We start from the raw sequence: 18,231 nt of genomic DNA on the forward strand, positions 1-18,231 counted from the left end.
GTGTCAGGTAAGCAGCGCGTCTACAAGCAGCGCATCCGTTCCACGGCGACCTTGCAGAAGGTCTTCCGGGCGATGGAGCTTATCGCTGCGTCCCGCATCGGGCAGGCGCGGAACAAGGCCCAGGGCGCCTCGCCCTACGACCACGCCCTGACCCAGGCGGTGGCCGCCGTCGGCACCTACTCGCACCTGGAGCACCCAATCACCCAGGAGCGCACCGACACCAACCGGGTGGCGGTCCTGGTGGTCACCTCCGACCGGGGCATGGCCGGGGCCTACTCCGCCTCCATCCTGCGCGAGTCCGAGCGGCTCCTGGAGAAGCTGGTGGAGCAGGGGCGCGAGCCGGTGCTGTTCACCTTCGGACGCCGGGCCCAGGCCTTCTACTCCTTCCGGGAGCGCCCGGTGGAGTTCTCCTGGGTGGGGGAGTCCGACCGCCCCTCCGACCAGGTGATCGACGAGGTCTCCGCGCTGCTGCTCGACTACTTCCTCTCGCCCCCCGAGGCCGGGGGAGTGGCTGAGGTACACATCGTCTTCACCCGCTTCAAGTCGATGGTCTCGCAGGTGCCTGAGGTGCGCCGCATGCTCCCGCTGACCGTCGTCGACGTCGACGGGCCCGGAGAGCTCAACCGGGAGGACATCGCCGCCGGGCGGGAGGCCGAGCTGCCCGAGCTCTCCGGCGCGCAGCCGCTCTACGAGTTCGAGCCCTCCGCCGAGGCCGTGCTGGGCGCCCTGCTGCCCCGCTACGTGGCCTCCCGCATCCGCAACGCCCTCCTGCAGTCCGCCGCCTCCGAGCTGGCCAGCCGCCAGCAGGCCATGCACACGGCCACGGACAACGCCCAGGAGCTCATCAGGAACTACACCCGTCTGGCCAACGCCGCGCGCCAGGGCGAGATCACCCAGGAGATCACGGAGATCGTCTCTGGGGCAGACGCCCTGGGCGTGGGCTGAGACCAGACGCCCAAGCCGCCGCCACCGCACGCACCGAAAGAACCAACCATGACTGACACCACCCCAACCACCTCCACCGGGCGCATCACCCGGATCATCGGTCCTGTCGTGGACATCGAGTTCCCGCCGGACGCGATCCCAGCCATGTACAACGCCCTCAAGACCACCGTGGAGCTCACCGGCGAGGGCGAGGGCAGCACCGAGATGACCCTGGAGGTCGCCCAGCACCTGGGTGACAACATCGTGCGCGCCATCGCCCTGAAGCCCACGGACGGCCTGGTACGTGGGGCCGTGGTCCGCGACACCGGCGCCCCCATCTCCGTGCCGGTGGGAGACGTGACCAAGGGCCACGTCTTCAACGTCACCGGTGAGCCGCTCAACCTGGCCCCGGGCGAGACCCTGGAGGTCAAGGAGCGCTGGCCCATCCACCGTCAGCCCCCGGCCTTCGACGAGCTGGAGTCCAAGGAGCAGATGTTCGAGACCGGCATCAAGGTCATCGACCTGCTCACCCCCTACATCCAGGGCGGCAAGATCGGTCTGTTCGGGGGCGCTGGCGTGGGCAAGACCGTGCTGATCCAGGAGATGATCCAGCGCGTGGCCCAGGACCACGGCGGCGTGTCCGTGTTCGCGGGCGTGGGCGAGCGCACCCGTGAGGGCAACGACCTGATCGTCGAGATGGAGGAGGCTGGCGTCTTTGACAAGACGGCCCTGGTCTTCGGCCAGATGGACGAGCCGCCGGGCACCCGTCTGCGCGTGGCCCTGTCCGCCCTGACCATGGCCGAGTACTTCCGTGACGTGCAGCACCAGGACGTGCTGCTGTTCATCGACAACATCTTCCGCTTCACCCAGGCGGGCTCCGAGGTCTCCACGCTGCTGGGCCGCATGCCCTCCGCCGTCGGCTACCAGCCCAACCTGGCCGACGAGATGGGCCAGCTCCAGGAGCGCATCACCTCCGCCGGGGGCCACTCCATCACCTCGCTGCAGGCCATCTACGTGCCCGCCGACGACTACACCGACCCGGCCCCGGCCACCACCTTCGCCCACCTGGACGCCACCACCGAGCTCAGCCGTGAGATCGCCTCTCGCGGTATCTACCCGGCCGTGGACCCGCTGGCCTCCACCTCTCGCCTGCTGGCGCCCCAGTACGTGGGTCAGGAGCACTACGACGTCGCCACCCGGGTGAAGTCGATCCTGCAGAAGAACAAGGAGCTGCAGGACATCATCGCGATCCTGGGCGTGGACGAGCTCTCCGAGGAGGACAAGGTCACGGTGGCTCGGGCCCGGCGTATCGAGCAGTTCCTGAGCCAGAACACCTATATGGCCGAGAAGTTCACGGGCGTGCCTGGCTCCACGGTGCCGCTGGCTGAGACCATTGAGGCCTTCAAGCGGATCTGTGACGGCGTCTACGACGCCTACCCCGAGCAGGCCTTCTTCAACATCGGTGGCATTGAGGACCTGGAGCGCAAGGCCGCTGAGATGATGAAGTCCTGATGGCTCTGGGCGCAGGCGAGAAGGAGGTGCGTGCATGGCACTGAGCGTCGAGGTGGTCTCGCGCAGCGGGGCAGGCTCCTGGGCCGGGCAGGCGGAGCGTGTCTCCGTGCCGCTGCTGGACGGAGAGATGGGGGTGCTGCCCGGCCGTTCGCCGGTGCTGGCCCTGCTGGGGCGCGGCAAGGTGCGCATCAAGCCGGTCGACGGCGCGGCTGAGGTCACGCTGGTGGTCAACGGCGGGTTCTGCTCGGTGGACCACGACGCCGTGACCGTGGCGGCTGACCTCTCCGGTGAGGAGGCCCAGGCTGCCGAGGTGATCGGGGCCGAGGAGCTGCTGGCGGAGGCCCAGGTGCTGATGCCGCTGTCCGCGCAGGGGCTAGAGGACTGATCGTGATGGTGGGGGGCTGGAGCTGGGCGGTTGTGCTGGCCGTTCTGGTGCTGCTGGCCTCCCTGGTCTTCCTGTGGCGGTTGCGGCTGCTGGCCAGCCGGGTGGGCTCCTTTGAGTGCGGGCTGTCCCGGCCTGGCAAGGGGGGCTGGTACTCGGGGATCGGGAGCTTTGGCGGCGAGGAGCTTCTCTGGCACCGGCTGGTGTCCATCAGCCTGCGTCCCCGGTACCGGTTCAAGCGTGAGGACCTGGAGATCGTGGCGGTGCACCCGCGTTCCGTCAGCGGCCGGGTGGTGGACGTGACCTGCACCTACCGGGGCGAGCACGTGAACCTGGCGATGCCGGCGGAGTCCTACCACGCCCTGGTCTCCTGGATGGAGTCCGCCGCCCCCAAGCAGTCCGAGCTCTTCTAGCCCCGTTTCGCGAGACCGGGACATATGTACCGCGAGTTCGGTTAGGGCTGCCTTAGTTGTGGATAACTGGGGTGGTTTGCCGGGCGTGCGTGGGATGTGGTTGCCGCGCTGAGCGGTGGGGCGGGCAGGACTGGGAGTCTCCCTGAGTGGCTTGGATGCATTGGTGTGCATGCACGGGATGGCTGATTCTCTGGCAGACCGTTGATGTTCCAGCACTTCTGCTACCCGGTGAGGTTACGACGACGGCGTTGTGTGCGACTCGAGGTCGCCGCTGCATGTCTAACGGGGGTGGAGGTGGCGGTCGGGAGGAGGTCTGTAGCGACTGGAATCGCGTGATTTCAAGGAAAGATCCCGGTGATGGAACCGGTAGACCTCGTCCCGTGTGTACAGCATGGGGCGTTCTGCCTGTTCTTCCTCGAGGCGGCGGCCTGGTTTCAGTGCTCTGAACGCTCCGACCACCACAACTTAGGTCACCCTTACCGAACTCGTGAGCCATATGTCCCGGTCTCGCGAGAGGAGGGGGAGCGGGTAGGCTGCGACGGTGCGTGTCGTGATTGCCTCCTGCTCTGTGGACTACTCCGGGCGCCTGGACGCCCACCTGCCCCGCGCCGACCGGGTCATCATGGTCAAGGCGGACGGCTCGGTGCTCGTCCACTCCGACGGCGGCTCCTACAAGCCCCTGAACTGGATGAGCCCGCCCGCGACCATGCGGGAGCTGGAGCCGGACAGCCAGGAGAGCTCCGACGGCGTGGCCGCCGTTTGGGATGTGAGGGCCGACAAGTCCGACGACCGCCTACGCATCTGCCTGTATGAGATCCACTCGGAGACCACCGCTGACCTGGGCGTGGACCCCGGGCTCATGAAGGACGGGGTGGAGGCCCATCTGCAGGAGCTCCTGGCGGAGCAGATCAGCCTGTTGGGGCCCGGCTACCGGCTGGTGCGCCGCGAGTACCCCACCGCGATCGGGCCGGTGGACATCCTGGCCAAGGACGAGTCCGGGGCCAGCGTTGCCGTGGAGATCAAGCGCGTAGGGGGCATCGACGGCGTCGAGCAGCTCAGCCGCTACCTGGAGCTGCTGGACCGCGACCCGCTGCTGACCCCGGTGCAGGGCGTCTTCGCGGCCCAGTCCATCAAGCCGCAGGCCCGGGTCCTGGCCCAGGACCGGGGCATCCGCTGCGTGCTCCTGGACTACGACGCCATGCGCGGGGTGGATGACCCCGAGTCCCGCCTGTTCTGAACCGCCCCGCCGGCTGCCGCAGGTACCTGCCCGGTGGGCTGGCCAGGCCGACGGCGCCGCGGGTAGGCGGCGGCACCGGTTCCTCTAGCATCAAGGCATGTCTGCTAACACGACCCTGGTACCTGGCCCCCGCGCCCTGCGCGACATCTCCTTGATGCGGGTGATCGCCCACGGGCTGGTCCCGGCCACGCGCGCCGCCGACCCGGTACAGGCGGTGCGCCGGGAGCTGGCCATCCAGGGGCAGCAGGTCTCGGCGGTGCCGCACGCGCTGCTGGCCCGCACGGAGGCGGAGGGCCGCAGCCAGGTGGACGAGTGCTTCGCCAGCGGCGCGCTGGTGCGCTCCTGGCCCATGCGCGGCACCGTGCACATCACGACGGCGGAGGACCACCACTGGCTGCGTGTGGCCCTGATGCACCGCATGGACTCCTGGGCCCGCGGCTCTGAGCGGGACTACGGCGTCGACGACCGCCTGCTGGGGCGCGCCCAGGAGGTGGCGCTGGAGCTGCTGCGTGAGCAGGGGCCCCTGAAGCGCTCCGTGCTGCTGGAGGCCTGGGAGCAGGAGGGCCTGCTGGACTCCTTCAAGGGGCAGGACGTGAGCCCCTACCGACGCCGTCACGTGCTGCTGCACCTGCAGGTGCGTGGGGTGCTCGCGCAGGGGCCCCGGCTGGGCAACGAGCACCTGGTGGTTGACGTCCGTGGCCTGCCGGACGCTTCCACGGGGCCCGGGGGCGCTGGGGGAGGGGCCAAGGGCACACCCGGGCACCGTGACGCCCTGGCGGAGATCGCCCGCCGCTACGCCACCAGTCACGGCCCGGTCTCGTCCGCTGACCTGGCACGCTGGACCACCCTGCCGGTGGGGGAGTCCCGCCGCGCGCTGGAGGACGCCGTAGAGCTGTCCACGGCTAGCGGTTTCGTGGTGGACCCGGCGCAGGGGCGGGTGCCGCTGGCCCGGGCGCTGCTGGAGCCGGGTGGGGAGCGGCTGCGTCTGCTGGCGCCGGGTGAGGGCCTGCCAGCGGGCAGCGCGTCCGCCGACCTGCTCTACCTGCGCGCCGACCTGCCTGACCTGCTGGAGTCCAGCAGGAAGGACGCGGAGCGCACCTTGTTCATCGGTGCCTTTGACGAGCTGCACGTGGGCTACAAGGACCGTAGGCCGCTTACGGACGAGGCCGGTGAGCAGCTGATCTGCCCGGGCAGGAACGGCATGTTCCTGCCTTTCCTGGTGGACCGGGGCCGCCTGGTGGCGGTGCGTTCCACGGGCCGGGGGCTGGAGTGGGCCCCGGGCGTGCGCCGCTCGGCCCGCCTGGAGCGTGACGTGGAGCGGGTGGTGGCCAGGATGGAAGAGCGCCTGAGGTCCTGAGAGCCTGGGCGCGGGCGGTGGGCGCCGCCGAGCGGGTGGCTGTCGGGGCAGGTAGCGGACCGGGGGGCGCAGCTGCCCAGCCGGGACGGTAGAGGTCTGACCTCCGCGTTAGAATCCGGGTATGAGCAACGCTGCTTCTGCCCTGCGCGGGCGAGTCGTCACACCATTCCAGATTATTGAGGACGGCGTCGTCGTCCTGGCCGAGCGCCACATCGTGTGGGTCGGTCCTGCTGAGGAGGCCACCAAGGCCGGCTGGGGGGAGGCCCTGGCCGCCGCCGAGTCCGCCCCTGCCGACGGTTACCTGCTGCCCGGCCTCGTGGACGTCCACTGCCACGGGGGCGGTGGCGAGTCCTTCCCCAACGCGCAGACCACCGAGCAGGCTATGGTCTCGGTCCTGGAGCACCGCCGTCACGGGACCACCTCCCTGGTGGCCTCCTGCGTGACCGCCGCCCCGGAGGTGCTCAAGGAGCGCACCAAGGTGCTGGCGGAGCTGTGTGAGGCCGGGGAGCTGGCGGGTATCCACTTTGAGGGCCCTTTCGTCTCCGTGGAGCGCTGCGGCGCCCAGGACCCCACCTACATCATTGACCCGGACGCGGCGCTGACCCGTGAGCTGATCGAGCTGGGCCGTGGGCACGTCGTCACCATGACCATCGCCCCGGAGAAGCCGAATATCACGGGGGAGGACGGCGTGGTGCGGGCGCTGGTGGAGGGTGGGGCGCTGCCCTCATTCGGGCACACCGACTCGGAGGCCGCCCCGGTGCGCGCGGGCCTGGCGGACGCCTCGGCCCGGATCGGGGAGCGCCTGGAGAAGGGCCTGCCGGTGCGCTCGCCCCGCTCCACCGCCACCCACCTGTTCAACGGTATGCGGCCCATGCACCACCGTGCCCCGGGCCCGGTGCCGGAGTTCCTGGCGGCGGCCGTCAACGGCGACTGCATCCTGGAGATGATCGGCGACGGCGTGCACCTGAACCCCGCCATCGTGCTGGACATGTTCGAGACCCTGGGGCGGGAGAACGTCATCCTGGTCACCGACGCCATGGCGGCCGCGGGCATGCCGGACGGCGACTACGTGCTGGGCCCGCAGGCGGTCACCGTCAAGGACGGGGTGGCGCGCCTGTCCGGCAAGGACTCGATCGCCGGGGGGACCGCCCACCTGCTTGACGTGGTGCGCACCACCTGGAAGGGCGGGGTTGACCTGGTTGACGCCGTGTTCGCGGCCTCCTGCCAGGGTGCGGAGGTGCTGGGGGACGACAGCATCGGCGCCCTGGAGGCGGGCATGTGGGCTGACGTGGTGGTTACTGACGCCGAGCTCCGGCCGGTGAGTGTCTTCCGCAAGGGCGAGAAGGTGGCCTGAGCGGCCAGTATGGTCGACGGCGCCCGGTGGCTGCGGCTGCTGGGCGCCGTCGCGTCGGTGGGGCCTGGCACGGGTTGACACCACCGGTGAGACCTGGAGGACGGGTGCCTTGGTGGGTGTGGCCTGGTAGGGGGCATCGTGCGCCTGCGTGGGGGCTGGCACAGGCTCGACGCTGCCAGCAGCTTCCTGGGGGACGTCGTCGCGCTGGCGGGTCCCGTGGTGGGCGGCAGGCTGTGAACCGGCTGGCAGGCGGCCTGGTCTAGCGGTGGACCTCGTGCAGCTGGCCGGTGGCGAGGTCGTAGACGAAGCCGCGGGCTGCGACCCCGGCTGGAATATGCGGGTCCTGGGCGAGGGCGCGCAGGCACCTGCCCAGTTGGGCCTCCAGGTCCGGGAATCCGCCGGGCCGCCAGGTGGGCCGGGCCCCGGTCTCCTGCTCCAGGCCGTCCAGAAGGACGTCGTCGGCCAGGCCCAGCATCCCGCAGCCGGTGTGGCGTACCAGCACAATCTCCTCCACCCCAAGAAGCCGCTGGGCGATGGCCAGGGAGCGACGCACGTCGTCGGTCACCAGGCCGCCGGCGTTGCGGATGATGTAGGCCTGGCCGGCCTCCAGACCGAACAGGGACATCAGGTCCAGGCGGCGGTCCATGCAGGCCACCACGGCCACGCGGGCGTGGTCGCAGGTGGCAGGGGTAAAGGAGGCCGCGTGCCGACCTGCGGCGGTCAGCATCTCGGGGAGGCTCGGGCCGGGGCTGGTGTGCATGGTTTCCTCGCGATCGCGGTCGGGCTGGCGGGGCAGGTTCCAGTGTGGCCTATCCGGGCTGAGCGTGGGAGGAGCTGGCGTGGGAGGGGGCAGTATCTGAGGGGAGAGGTCGGGGCGAGGACGGCGGCGCCGTCCTTATCTGCGGAATCACTGTGCCGTCCCGAGCGTGCCCTCCGCAGGCGGCGGGCGGAGCCGGTTGTGTCTCGCTTGATCAGGGCATAGGCGGCGTGCCCTCCGCAGTCCGGGGGAGGGGAGGCTGAGCGCTGTGAAGGTAGGCTGCACAGGTGGCGGCCTTAGGTGCCGGGCTGGCGTGAGTGGGTGGGCGCGTGCGGGCGCCGTCGGGATTGAGCGGCGGCTCAGGCGAAGACGACGGTGCGCTGCCCGTTGAGCAGCACCCGGTGCTCGGCGTGCCACTTGACCGCCTGGGCCAGCACCCGTCGCTCCACGTCCTGGCCCTTGCGCTGGAGCTGCAGGGCGGAGTCGGCGTGGGTAGCCCGGGTGACGTCCTGCTCGATGATCGGCCCCTCGTCGAGGTCCGCCGTCACGTAGTGGGCGGTGGCTCCGATCAGCTTGACGCCCCGCTCATGCGCCTGGTGGTAGGGCTTGGCCCCCTTGAAGCTGGGCAGGAAGGAGTGGTGGATGTTGATGACGGAGCCGCGCAGGCGCTCGCACAGGGCGGGGGAGAGGATCTGCATGTAGCGGGCCAGCACCACCAGCTCCACCCCTAGGGCGTCCACCAGCTCCAGCAGCTGCTGCTCGGCAGCCTCCTTGGTGTCCTTGGTGACGGGCACGTGGTGGAAGGTGGCGCCGTAGAACTCCGCCACCGGGCGCAGGTCCTCGTGGTTGCCGACCACCCCCACCACCTGGATGGGCAGGCCCTGGTTGGAGGCGCGGAACAGCAGGTCAGACAGGCAGTGCCCCTCCTTGGAGACCATCAGCAGGGTGCGCATGGGGCGGTCGGCCTCATCCAGGGACCAGGACATGTCATAGGAGGTGGCGAGCTCGGCCAGGTCCGCCTCCAGCTCGGTGCGCGGCACCTTGGTCAGCACCGAGACCCGCATGAAGAACAGTCCGGTCTCGGAGTCGCCGAACTGGTTCGACTCGGTGATATTGCCCCCGCGGCGTGCCAAGGCGCCGGTGACGGCGTGGACGATGCCAGGCCGGTCGGGGCAGGACAGAGTGAGGACCAGGTGCTGGGGCGTGGTGGCAGCGGCTGTGCTCATGGGCTGATGCTAGCGGCTGGGGGCGGTGCGTCCTTATCGGCGGTGGCTGAGTGGGACCGGAGCGGAGCTGGCGTGTGGACGGCGGAGGTGGGGACCGGGAATATGATGAGTAACCTGGAGCTATCATATAGACGGCGTAGCTTGTTAAACAGTTTACCGGAACTGGCTCTAAAGAGAGGTGCTGAAAATGGGTGAGGAGGGTCTCGCCAAGCGGTTTATGAGCTTCGCAGTTTCCTCCGACCTTCCCCGCCTAGGGACGCTTAGGGTGGATATGGGGCACGGTGAGTACGCCTGGGTTGTTGTATGTATTGTCAGCCACGCTTTTGGGACTGGCGTCAATATTCCACCCTATTTGCTGACGGCGTGCAGGGCCTTTTACTCCGAGCGTCAGGACTTTGAGGCCCAGGGGGCTAACCGTGCTCTGAATATGGTTAGTCCAGTATGAGATCGGGCTGGCTGGGGGTGTGGGGTGGTGGGTGTGGGGGTACTTGAGTGGTTTTGAAAGTGTCCTGGAGCGAGGGTGATTTCTTTGCGCCTGCCGGGGTGAATTTTCCGAGCCGATGAGCGCTAGGCGGTAGTACGGTTAATCCCCGCGTGTGCGGGGGGCGACGCTGGCTCTCAGGCTGTGGTCGCGAGGCTCAAGGCGGTGTTAACACCTTGGGCCTCGAAGTCCTGGCGGCGGACGTACAGGGCTCGGGCTTGGGATAGTAGGTCTTGCGGGACGGTGACATGAGTTTCGGCTGTCTGGCTCAGGATGCAGGTGATCACCCAGGCGTGCTCTCCGTGCTCGAAGCTGCTGCGGGTAGTGCCGAGGTTGGCGAACCGTTGGGCTGAGGCGAAGCCGACCAGCTGCTCGGCAAGGGACTCCTCATCTGCTGTTTTATCCACTTCTCTTGCCTTTCTTCGGGTTCGGGGGAACTTGGCTGACTTAATAGGATACGCCGTCCAGACGGCCCGCCCAGGGTGGTTAATCCCCGCGTGTGCGGGGTCGACACTGGCCCTGCAAGGTCCTGGTCAATAATTCCCGGTTAATCCCCGCGTGTGCGGGGTCGACATGCGATCGCCCGCACGATTACGAATATGCAGGGGTTAATCCCCGCGTGTGCGGGGTCGACTGTGTTTTCCCTTACCTTCATTGGTGTTTGTTGGGTTAATCCCCGCGTGTGCGGGGTCGACCTCATTTCCGCTGGACCAAAGCCCTAAAAACAGGGTTAATCCCCGCGTGTGCGGGGTCGACGCGAGCGTATTAATAAGCGATACGGGCTAGCGGGGTTAATCCCCGCGTGTGCGGGGTCGACACTACTCCGGCGTCAGTGTGTACGTGAATCACGGGTTAATCCCCGCGTGTGCGGGGTCGACACACGATTTGGGGCCTGGAAGCACGAAGGCGCGGGTTAATCCCCGCGTGTGCGGGGTCGACCCCCGTACTTTCCGGCGTTAGCCTGCCCGCGCCGGTTAATCCCCGCGTGTGCGGGGTCGACCCTAAGGGAAATCGGTCAATAAAGTTTGGGGTAGGTTAATCCCCGCGTGTGCGGGGTCGACCGTGAAATGTCTTGGAATAACCCGCTTAAACAGGGTTAATCCCCGCGTGTGCGGGGTCGACACGAATATCGATGTAGACGCGCTGGCACCAATCGGTTAATCCCCGCGTGTGCGGGGTCGACAGGAATACAGGCCTACCCTGAATAAGAAAATTGGGTTAATCCCCGCGTGTGCGGGGTCGACGGGAACCGGATTCGCCTGCGGGCGCAGACCATGGGTTAATCCCCGCGTGTGCGGGGTCGACCGAATCCCGGGGAAGGGGGGATTCGCGCGGGCGGGTTAATCCCCGCGTGTGCGGGGTCGACTTCTGTGCATTTAATCGGCGGCCCCCCATTGGAGGTTAATCCCCGCGTGTGCGGGGTCGACTCAATTCTTTAACGGTCCAACAAATACGCGGACGGTTAATCCCCGCGTGTGCGGGGTCGACACTGACTGTCAAGAGAACACCTCACTAAACGCAGGTTAATCCCCGCGTGTGCGGGGTCGACACACTATCCGCCGCGCCGGTAGCGTAGTCCTCGGGTTAATCCCCGCGTGTGCGGGGTCGACGCCCCGGCGGTGACGGCGCGGGCGGGAACCAGAGGTTAATCCCCGCGTGTGCGGGGTCGACCGCCGCGCATACTTGCAGAGCGTATTTTGGACCGGTTAATCCCCGCGTGTGCGGGGTCGACTTGCCGTGCCTCACCCATTGGTTAATTGCATACGGTTAATCCCCGCGTGTGCGGGGTCGACGCCAAGGGTCTATCATTCAACTAGAGTGGCCGAGGTTAATCCCCGCGTGTGCGGGGTCGACTCTCTGCGGTAAATCATTTGGTCCTCAATATTCGGTTAATCCCCGCGTGTGCGGGGTCGACGTCATTCCGTCGCGATAGGTGAACGGTGTGATGGGTTAATCCCCGCGTGTGCGGGGTCGACTTATCGCCAGGTTGCGGAAGGTGAGCCAGTCATGGTTAATCCCCGCGTGTGCGGGGTCGACCAACATCCCGTTCTCTAAGGCGAATAATTTCAAGGTTAATCCCCGCGTGTGCGGGGTCGACTAGAGGGTCGCAAGCAACTGTCCGCTTGGATAAGGTTAATCCCCGCGTGTGCGGGGTCGACATGGTCAAATCCTGACGACATTGGAAATATTGAGGTTAATCCCCGCGTGTGCGGGGTCGACACACTAGTGACACCGACACCAAATCGCGTTCAGGGTTAATCCCCGCGTGTGCGGGGTCGACCAGTCCCAAGGGTAATCATAATAGGGCTTGACGGGTTAATCCCCGCGTGTGCGGGGTCGACACTTGGAGATCGGCGGAATCCCAACGTTGAGGACATCATACCTCAGGCAGTTTCCTTCACTGCTGACCTAGGGCTCGCTCGGCGTAGCTGCGGTACCGACGTCGTCGTGCCGCCAGGGACCAGGATTCAGGAGCGGTCCGCCCTGCCTCCACCTCCCGTGGGGACTGACCGTCTGTGAGGCGGGCGTACGGCGTGCGCATCACCAGACAACCCTCCATATCAACTGGCTCCTTCTCGTGCCCCAAAGACTCCACGGCGAACCGCTGCTCGCCACGCGTGGACCAGATCAGCAGCGCACGCCCGTCACCAATATAGGCCCCCACCAGGTCCCACAGCTGTGTACGGACCCGGGCTGACAGGTGCCCGACGAACACTCCCGGGGAGACCTCCATAAGCCACCTGGTCAGCGCTCCCCGCAAGGAGGCAGGCGCCGCAGAAAGCACAAGAACTACCATCCGCCAGCCTCCTCGTCAGCGTAGTTGGCGCCACCAGCCACTACCTGCCGCTGGTAGTCCCACAGCGAGACCACGTTCACCGTAAGGTCCTCAGCCTCATCAGCACCGAGCAACCGGTGGATGTCCTTCACCGCACGCTCGATGACCCGCAGCTCAAAGACCCGGTCCCGCACCCGTCGGCGGGTAGTCCCGGTCAGGTCCTCCATGCCTTCGGCAACCACGTCAAATGCGATCGGTATGGTGGTTTCTGCCTTGTACAGGTCCGCGATGTCGTACACGAAGGAACGCTCGTGCCCGGTATGCACGAAGCCCAGCCCAGGGGAGCAGCCCAGAGCGACTACCACCCCGTGCACCACGCCGTAAAGTGCGGCGTGAGCCGCCGACAGTGCCTGGTTGATCGGGTCCGAGGACTCAAAGTCGTCCGGGCGGTAGTCCCGTCTGACCCAGGGCACCCCGGTCCTCCGGGAGCACGCCCGGTATACCTCCCGCACCCGCGCCCCCTCACGGCCACGCAGCTGCTGCATGGTCAGTCCCTCGACGTCCTCCCCGGCGAAACGCATGCAGTACATCTCCCTAGCCACCCGCAGACGCTTCTGCGGGGAGGAGACCCGTGACGCCTGCTCCACCAGGAGACGCGTGGAGGTCGCCAGAGAACGTCCGTGAGCGTAGTAGCGCACACCCCGCTCCCCGACCCAGACAGCAGTCGTCCCACACTCTCCCAGCAGGCTCATGGCCTGGTGGCTCACCGAGGTCCCCGGCCCCAGGAACACGGCGATCAGGGAGGCTGCCGGTACCCGGATCGTACCCTTGTCGTCACGGGCGGTGAGGGCACCGTCCTCACGGTGGACCACGCAGTGCTCCAGGTAGAGGAAGGACATACGGTCCTGGACCCGGGGTAAGGCAGTCACCGGGACCGGCAGCATCCTGGCCACGGCACTAGCTCCTGGGCCTAGCGAGTGTCATCAAGCCACAGCCGTGCGCCTTGGACCGGCCGATCCCACCGACGAGCGCCACCCGCAGCACCTGCGGATCAGTCACCCGCAGAACACCTTCAAACACTGTCTGGTTGATACACACCCGGTCCCGCTGCTGGCTCAACGGGTTGTCACGCCCGAACACAGGACGGGTGCGGCTCACCACCCGCAGCATCCGCTCATCACGCCCGTCCGGGGCCGAGCCAAGCAGCTCGAACCCAAGTCTTTCGGCCCGGTCCAGGAGCCACTGGCGCTGCTGGGCCACCGTGACATGGCCCTGCCTCTTGCCCCGCACTCCCGGCTCCTGTGGCACTGCCCGAGAGGGGTTTGCCGTAAGCCGGAAGGCCCACACCTGCCCTGCCGCCAGACGGTTGAGGAAAGGCTCATAGTCCAGGGTCTGTGCGGAGCCTCCCAGCACCCCAGCCTCTGCCACGATCTGCTGGCAGTCAGGCGCAGCCGGCGAGAGCATGTACAACGACGTCGTAGGCCCGTGGTCGGTACGCCACAGGACCCGCCCTGCGCCGTCAGTGGGCACGCTGCCAGCGGCCTTCATGACTACGGCGTGCATCACCTGCGGCGAGCCCAGGTACTTCCGTGCCAGGCGTCTGCCCGGGTCCAGCTCAATCCTGGTCAGGAACACGACAGGCCTCCTCAAGCTCGGACATGGGATCGTGCTGCTCCTGGGGCGGCGCCCCCAAGGGCACCAGCAGTCGCCTCACGTTTCTGAATGTGTACTCGCGGTGCTGCGGGTCGAAGGAGACAGGCACGTCCCTGTAGGTGTGCACCTCCCCGCCCTCAGGCGCCTGCGCCTGCGCGCACTCGTCCACCAGCAGCTCGGCGTTGAATCCACCGTGCCTCTGCTGGAACCAGGGGGAGGCGTGCCAGGGCTCCATCGTCAAGGCGTCTAGCAGCGGTACCTCCCGCAGCCCCAGGGAGACCGGTTGCACCGGTGGGCAGGAACGCCTGCCCAGGTAGAGCGGGAAGGCGGGGTTACGCAGGGCTTGGTCCAGCCCCTCCACCAGACTACGGTCACCTTCGATCCCCGTCAGGAACACTGCGTCAGCCAGGTAGTAGCGGTCGGAGAGCGGCATCGCCTTGCCGGTCTCCAGGTGGTGGGCGGTGTGGAAGTCCCGTATCACCGTGCCCGGCTGGTCCTTGCGCACCCCGAAACGTAGCGTCAGCAGGTCCTCAAGCGGGTCAGTGCGCCGCCTGCCCAGCGCGGCAGCCAGCATGCCGATGATCCCGCTCTTGGATGGCGCCAGCTCGGTCCCACGCACCGAGAAGCGTGACCGTACGCCCCAGGACTGCATAGGGCCGGCCAGCTGCATGAGCAGGACAGGCATCAGGACTGCTCCTCGCCAGGCACCCGCGGAGCGAGCACCTCGTGCAGGTGCTCAGGCAGGTCGCTGAAGGCGACCCGGGCACCCAGGGAGTCAACGGCCGGGGAGTCCTTGAGCGCCACCACGAACGAGGCCAGCGGCTTGAGCCCGTAGGCCTGCTCAATGCTCTGCTTGTGCTCCGCGAGGGCCTCGACGGAGCGGCGCACGTAGCCCTGCGACAGGTTGTTGGGCACAGCCTCCTCGAAGGCCCCGGCCAGAGAGACCGGTTGGTCGTCACGGACACTGACCAGCACCAGCTCAGGCACGGTGTGGTTAGCAAAGGTGTTCTGCTTGCCGGTGGGCATGGACAGGCAGAAGCCCTTGACGAACACCTCCAGGGCGCGCAGCGCGGCCTGGCTGCTGCCCAGGTTCTCCACCAGCATGTCCAGGTTTACGGTCGCGTAGCGGTACATGGTGGCTGAGGAGAACTCGACCGTCCCCATCATCCCGGCCCCGGCGTCCTCCTCCGCGGAGCGGCTCTTCTCGTCGTCCACGGCGGTGAAGAAGTCGTACTCGTTCTCGGCGGCGTGCGTGGAGACAGCGTGCGCCACCTGGCAGGCCGCGTCCACGTTCAGGTCGGTGTCGTCCGCGACCATGCGCCCGAACAGCGCGATGTCCACGGCGTGCGCCTCCTTGAAGATCTTCTTGACCTCCTTGGGGTCAAGCTTCTCTCCGGCTCGGGTGGCCGCGACAGCCAAGGCGGACAGGCGTGCGACCTGGCTGGTGGACAGGAACAGCAGGTAGCCGGACTCCGGCTGGCCTTTCTCCTTGCCACGCGGCGCCGAGAGCTTGATCTTGGCTGCCTTGAACACTTCCTGCGCCAGGTCCGAGGCCGAGTCGGCCAGCTCGGGGGCGTCCGCAGCGATCCTCTGGGCGAGCAGCTCGGCGACCCGCTTGGTGCGGACGCCCACCTGCGAGGCGTCCAGCAGGTCGTTGAAGTAGAGCCGGGTGGCCCGCTTCCAGGACTGGCTGGACACGCGCAGGCGCCGCACCCCGCCGTAGACCGCGGACTTGGGGGAGCCGGAGTCATCACGGTTGACGCAGGAGGGCGGCAGGCTCTGGATGAGGTGGATGTCGACGTAGGTGCTCATATCAGTTCTCCGAGGTTGTGGTGGTTGGGGAGGAAGAGGTGGGGGTGGCAGCAGGGGCGGCCTCGTCAGTGGCGGGCAGGTGCGCGTACTGGCGGGCCCACCGCAGCCGGACGGTCCTGGCCCCACCGGGACGCTGGAAGTCGACCAGGTCGTCGGCCAGCAGGGCGTGGTCCAGGGGGATGCTCCTGGCCCGCAGCTGGGAGACGAGGCTACGCAGGTGGTGGCGCAGCTCGGTGGTGGTAGCAGAGGTCACCAGGGCGTTGAAACGTGCCCGGGCTGAAGGGTTCTCCTCACCTGCAGGGCCGATCAGCTCCCGGGCGGCGTGCCCCAGGCCCCGTCCCGGGAGGAACATGCCCTGGGTGCGGGACTGCTGGTGGACGGCGTAGAGCGTCAGCGCCGTGTGCACGGCCGTCTCCTCCCAGGTGGGGGAGTCGCTAGCGTGCTCCGGAACCGGCACCGCGGTCAGGGCCCACACCTCAGGGAGCTCTCCGGGGGCCAGGGACGCCGCCTTGCGCAAGGATGCCAGGGCAGCCCGGCCCTGGGAGTCGTTGCGCAGGTAGTGCTCCTGGAGCCCGGCGGGTCCGCCGATGCGCGCGTCCACCAGGCGTCCCACCTCCTTCAGCCTCCGGAGGTGCCTTCGGGGAGGCGCTTCTGCCTCCTGCGGCGGGTTACCAGGTTCCAAAGCGCTCATGCCTGCGTCCTTTCATGCTCGTGGTCTGTGCTGCTGCTCGGGGACGTCGGTGGGAGTACCTTGCTGAGCCCCTGGCGGAAGAAGAACAGGGCGCGGCTGACGTCCATCCGCCCGTTACCGTCCCCCCTGCCGGCGAAGGCGGTGTCCGGGACCGCGCCTGCCAGCACCTCGTGCTGCCGCCACGCCTCTGTGCGCAGGCGTGCACGCCACTCGTCCCGGGCGGCCTCCGGGTCGGCCTCAGCCAGTGATGCCAGCCAGCGAGGAAACTCCTGGTCGATGACCAGGTAGAAGGTGCTGCTGGCGCGGTCACGGGATGCCGCGGCGGTATCTGGGCTGCCCCCGCGAGCCCGGTCCAGGTTAGCCGCCAGGTTGCGCAGGCAGGCAGCCACCTGCTCTGTCTGCTCCATGGCTTTGCGAACCACCAGGGCAAGAGGCTGGTTGTCAGGGTCCAGCAGTCCGCCCGGCAGGACCAGGACGTCGTCCACGAGCTCGCTGACCACAGCCTCCTGGGGTCCGTACTCCAGCCCCACCGCGTGCAACGGCACCAGACCGGTACGGGCCATTACCCTCTTTCTCACGAGCCGCTGGTACTGCAGGACCACGGCCGGGGCCCGGAAACGGGTGACCTCCCCGGCCCCCTTCACCGACTGGGTGGGGCTCAGCTGGGCGACTACGCTGGACAGCCCCCGCCACAGGGCCCGGTCCGTCGGGAGCTTGCGCGGCATGAAGGTCGGGGCCCCCAGCTTCTTGGTCTGCGGCTCCGAGAAGCGCCAGGCGGACATCGGCTCCACCGAGAACCTGTTCTGGGGGGTGGCTTTGTCCCCGTTGCCCAGGAACAGGCCGGTGACGCCGTCGTCGCTGCCGTGCAGCAGCACCCGCCGGGTCTGCCAGGTGTAGCAGGCCACCGGGCCGGTGGGCTCCAACGCGCTACGACCTGCCGGACCGTCAGGGGTCCGCTCCCACGGCGGCAGATCGCGCTCCGGGTCAACCTCCTTCAGGTCGGACACCTCAGTGGTAGCGACCGTGTTGAGGAGCAAGGTCCTGAGCAGGGAGGTGCCCTGGACCACGATCGTGCCGATCTGCCCCGTCCAGCCGGGCCCGATCGGGTAGCCCTTGCCACCCTTGACTGCCGGGTCTCCGACCGCGCCAGAACGGATCCCGGACGGGTCGAAGGCGTGCACGTGCACCAGCCACCGAGCCGCCTCCGCCCAGGACAGGCGCGCCAGCCCCTTGGTGGCCCGCGTGGTGAAGAAAGGCTCACCGTTGGGGACGTCAACGACCAGCGCCTCCAGGCCAGAGACCTTGCCAGAGGCTGAGTGGATCCCCGCTACCTGGAAGAACGGCTGCTCCGGGTGCCGGAGGTCGAACCGGTCCCGGAAGCGCTCCAGGTAGGCGGTGGCGTCCTGTCCCAGACGGGCTGGCTCATGCCAGTACTCCTCCCATGCCTCCAGGTCCTCGGGACCCTCCATGGCCCGGTGGCAGATCGCCAGCAGCAGCCGCAGGACCGCTACGTCCTGTGTGGCGATCTCGCCGTGGACGCCCTTGATGCTCTCCGCCTGCTGGAAGACGTCCAGGAGGGAGAGCTCGGCGTGCGAGCCGTCCAGGCGGGTCACCCGGATCCAGGGCTCGTCCAGCAGGTTGAAGGTGGATGCCATT

At 67.8% G+C, this 18,231-nt stretch carries 17 protein-coding genes and 1 CRISPR repeat array; of the genes, 7 read left to right on the forward strand and 10 right to left on the reverse strand.

Going from position 1 to position 18,231, the window contains the following annotated elements:
- The 7 genes from JG540_RS02930 (at position 1) to JG540_RS02960 (ending at position 7,179) form a co-directional block, all read left to right on the forward strand.
- Positions 1-945 carry a F0F1 ATP synthase subunit gamma gene (locus JG540_RS02930; protein WP_200277001.1) on the forward strand — a complete coding sequence of 315 codons (945 nt, stop codon included), beginning with the start codon at positions 1-3 and terminating at the stop codon, positions 943-945.
- 48 nt (positions 946-993) lie between these two features.
- Positions 994-2,436, forward strand: coding sequence for a F0F1 ATP synthase subunit beta (atpD, locus tag JG540_RS02935; RefSeq protein WP_200277004.1), 1,443 nt, complete (start codon positions 994-996; stop codon positions 2,434-2,436).
- Between the two features lie 34 nt (positions 2,437-2,470).
- Positions 2,471-2,821 carry a F0F1 ATP synthase subunit epsilon gene (locus tag JG540_RS02940; RefSeq protein WP_200277007.1) on the forward strand — a complete coding sequence of 117 codons (351 nt, stop codon included), beginning with the start codon at positions 2,471-2,473 and terminating at the stop codon, positions 2,819-2,821.
- 5 nt (positions 2,822-2,826) lie between these two features.
- On the forward strand, positions 2,827-3,231 hold the full coding sequence (locus JG540_RS02945) for a DUF2550 family protein (RefSeq protein ID WP_200278018.1): 405 nt from the start codon (positions 2,827-2,829) through the stop codon (positions 3,229-3,231).
- A gap of 541 nt (positions 3,232-3,772) precedes the next feature.
- Complete coding sequence (gene nucS, locus JG540_RS02950; protein WP_200277010.1) at positions 3,773-4,468, forward strand: endonuclease NucS; 696 nt, start codon at positions 3,773-3,775, stop codon at positions 4,466-4,468.
- A 97-nt stretch (positions 4,469-4,565) separates the two neighbouring features.
- On the forward strand, positions 4,566-5,825 hold the full coding sequence (locus JG540_RS02955; protein ID WP_200277014.1) for a DNA glycosylase AlkZ-like family protein: 1,260 nt from the start codon (positions 4,566-4,568) through the stop codon (positions 5,823-5,825).
- Positions 5,826-5,946: 121 nt separating this feature from the next.
- Positions 5,947-7,179, forward strand: a complete 1,233-nt coding sequence (locus tag JG540_RS02960) for an N-acetylglucosamine-6-phosphate deacetylase (protein WP_200277017.1) — start codon at positions 5,947-5,949, stop codon at positions 7,177-7,179.
- 259 nt (positions 7,180-7,438) lie between these two features.
- Here JG540_RS02960 and JG540_RS02965 read toward each other — a convergent pair whose 3' ends face one another.
- The 10 genes from JG540_RS02965 to casA all read right to left on the reverse strand — a co-directional run bounded on the left by JG540_RS02965 (position 7,439) and on the right by casA (position 18,230).
- Positions 7,439-7,939, reverse strand: a complete 501-nt coding sequence (locus tag JG540_RS02965; protein ID WP_234042878.1) for a beta-class carbonic anhydrase — start codon at positions 7,937-7,939, stop codon at positions 7,439-7,441.
- Between the two features lie 356 nt (positions 7,940-8,295).
- Positions 8,296-9,162: a formyltetrahydrofolate deformylase gene (gene purU, locus JG540_RS02970; protein WP_200277020.1), complete on the reverse strand. Its 867-nt coding sequence runs from the start codon at positions 9,160-9,162 to the stop codon at positions 8,296-8,298.
- A gap of 618 nt (positions 9,163-9,780) precedes the next feature.
- Entirely contained in the window at positions 9,781-10,050 is a 270-nt protein-coding gene (locus tag JG540_RS02975; protein WP_200277023.1) for a hypothetical protein, read from the reverse strand.
- Between the two features lie 77 nt (positions 10,051-10,127).
- Positions 10,128-11,985: direct repeats of the CRISPR family, unit length 28 nt; unit sequence GGTTAATCCCCGCGTGTGCGGGGTCGAC.
- Between the two features lie 56 nt (positions 11,986-12,041).
- Positions 12,042-12,440, reverse strand: a complete 399-nt coding sequence (gene cas2e / locus JG540_RS02980; protein ID WP_200277026.1) for a type I-E CRISPR-associated endoribonuclease Cas2e — start codon at positions 12,438-12,440, stop codon at positions 12,042-12,044.
- The gene (gene cas1e / locus JG540_RS02985) at positions 12,434-13,372 is read right to left on the reverse strand and encodes a type I-E CRISPR-associated endonuclease Cas1e (RefSeq protein ID WP_200277029.1); all 939 of its coding nucleotides are present in this window, start codon (positions 13,370-13,372) and stop codon (positions 12,434-12,436) included. Before cas1e ends, cas2e begins: the two co-directional genes overlap by 7 nt.
- Before the next feature lie 4 nt (positions 13,373-13,376).
- Entirely contained in the window at positions 13,377-14,054 is a 678-nt protein-coding gene (gene cas6e / locus JG540_RS02990; protein WP_200277032.1) for a type I-E CRISPR-associated protein Cas6/Cse3/CasE, read from the reverse strand.
- Positions 14,035-14,757, reverse strand: coding sequence for a type I-E CRISPR-associated protein Cas5/CasD (cas5e, locus tag JG540_RS02995; protein WP_200277035.1), 723 nt, complete (start codon positions 14,755-14,757; stop codon positions 14,035-14,037). The genes cas6e and cas5e overlap by 20 nt, the downstream gene beginning before the upstream one ends.
- Positions 14,757-15,884 carry a type I-E CRISPR-associated protein Cas7/Cse4/CasC gene (gene cas7e, locus JG540_RS03000; protein WP_200277038.1) on the reverse strand — a complete coding sequence of 376 codons (1,128 nt, stop codon included), beginning with the start codon at positions 15,882-15,884 and terminating at the stop codon, positions 14,757-14,759. The genes cas5e and cas7e overlap by 1 nt, the downstream gene beginning before the upstream one ends.
- Before the next feature lies 1 nt (position 15,885).
- On the reverse strand, positions 15,886-16,485 hold the full coding sequence (casB, locus tag JG540_RS03005) for a type I-E CRISPR-associated protein Cse2/CasB (RefSeq protein WP_234042879.1): 600 nt from the start codon (positions 16,483-16,485) through the stop codon (positions 15,886-15,888).
- An 86-nt stretch (positions 16,486-16,571) separates the two neighbouring features.
- Entirely contained in the window at positions 16,572-18,230 is a 1,659-nt protein-coding gene (gene casA, locus JG540_RS03010) for a type I-E CRISPR-associated protein Cse1/CasA (protein ID WP_200277044.1), read from the reverse strand.
- Between the last annotated feature and the right edge of the window lies 1 nt (position 18,231).

Origin of the sequence: Actinomyces weissii (genome assembly GCF_016598775.1) — a bacterium.
GTDB classification, from domain to species: Bacteria; Actinomycetota; Actinomycetes; order Actinomycetales; family Actinomycetaceae; genus Actinomyces; species Actinomyces weissii.

Bases quoted from the DNA above. Each gene is read 5' to 3' on its own strand.
- casA (WP_200277044.1), bottom strand. From the start codon at position 18,230: ATGGCATCCACCTTCAACCTGCTGGACGAGCCCTGGATCCGGGTGACC.
- cas7e (WP_200277038.1), bottom strand. From the start codon at position 15,884: ATGAGCACCTACGTCGACATCCACCTCATCCAGAGCCTGCCGCCCTCC.
- cas5e (WP_200277035.1), bottom strand. From the start codon at position 14,757: ATGCCTGTCCTGCTCATGCAGCTGGCCGGCCCTATGCAGTCCTGGGGC.
- JG540_RS02940 (WP_200277007.1), top strand. From the start codon at position 2,471: ATGGCACTGAGCGTCGAGGTGGTCTCGCGCAGCGGGGCAGGCTCCTGG.
- cas2e (WP_200277026.1), bottom strand. From the start codon at position 12,440: ATGGTAGTTCTTGTGCTTTCTGCGGCGCCTGCCTCCTTGCGGGGAGCG.
- JG540_RS02960 (WP_200277017.1), top strand. From the start codon at position 5,947: ATGAGCAACGCTGCTTCTGCCCTGCGCGGGCGAGTCGTCACACCATTC.
- JG540_RS02965 (WP_234042878.1), bottom strand. From the start codon at position 7,939: ATGCACACCAGCCCCGGCCCGAGCCTCCCCGAGATGCTGACCGCCGCA.
- JG540_RS02945 (WP_200278018.1), top strand. From the start codon at position 2,827: ATGGTGGGGGGCTGGAGCTGGGCGGTTGTGCTGGCCGTTCTGGTGCTG.
- atpD (WP_200277004.1), top strand. From the start codon at position 994: ATGACTGACACCACCCCAACCACCTCCACCGGGCGCATCACCCGGATC.
- JG540_RS02955 (WP_200277014.1), top strand. From the start codon at position 4,566: ATGTCTGCTAACACGACCCTGGTACCTGGCCCCCGCGCCCTGCGCGAC.
- purU (WP_200277020.1), bottom strand. From the start codon at position 9,162: ATGAGCACAGCCGCTGCCACCACGCCCCAGCACCTGGTCCTCACTCTG.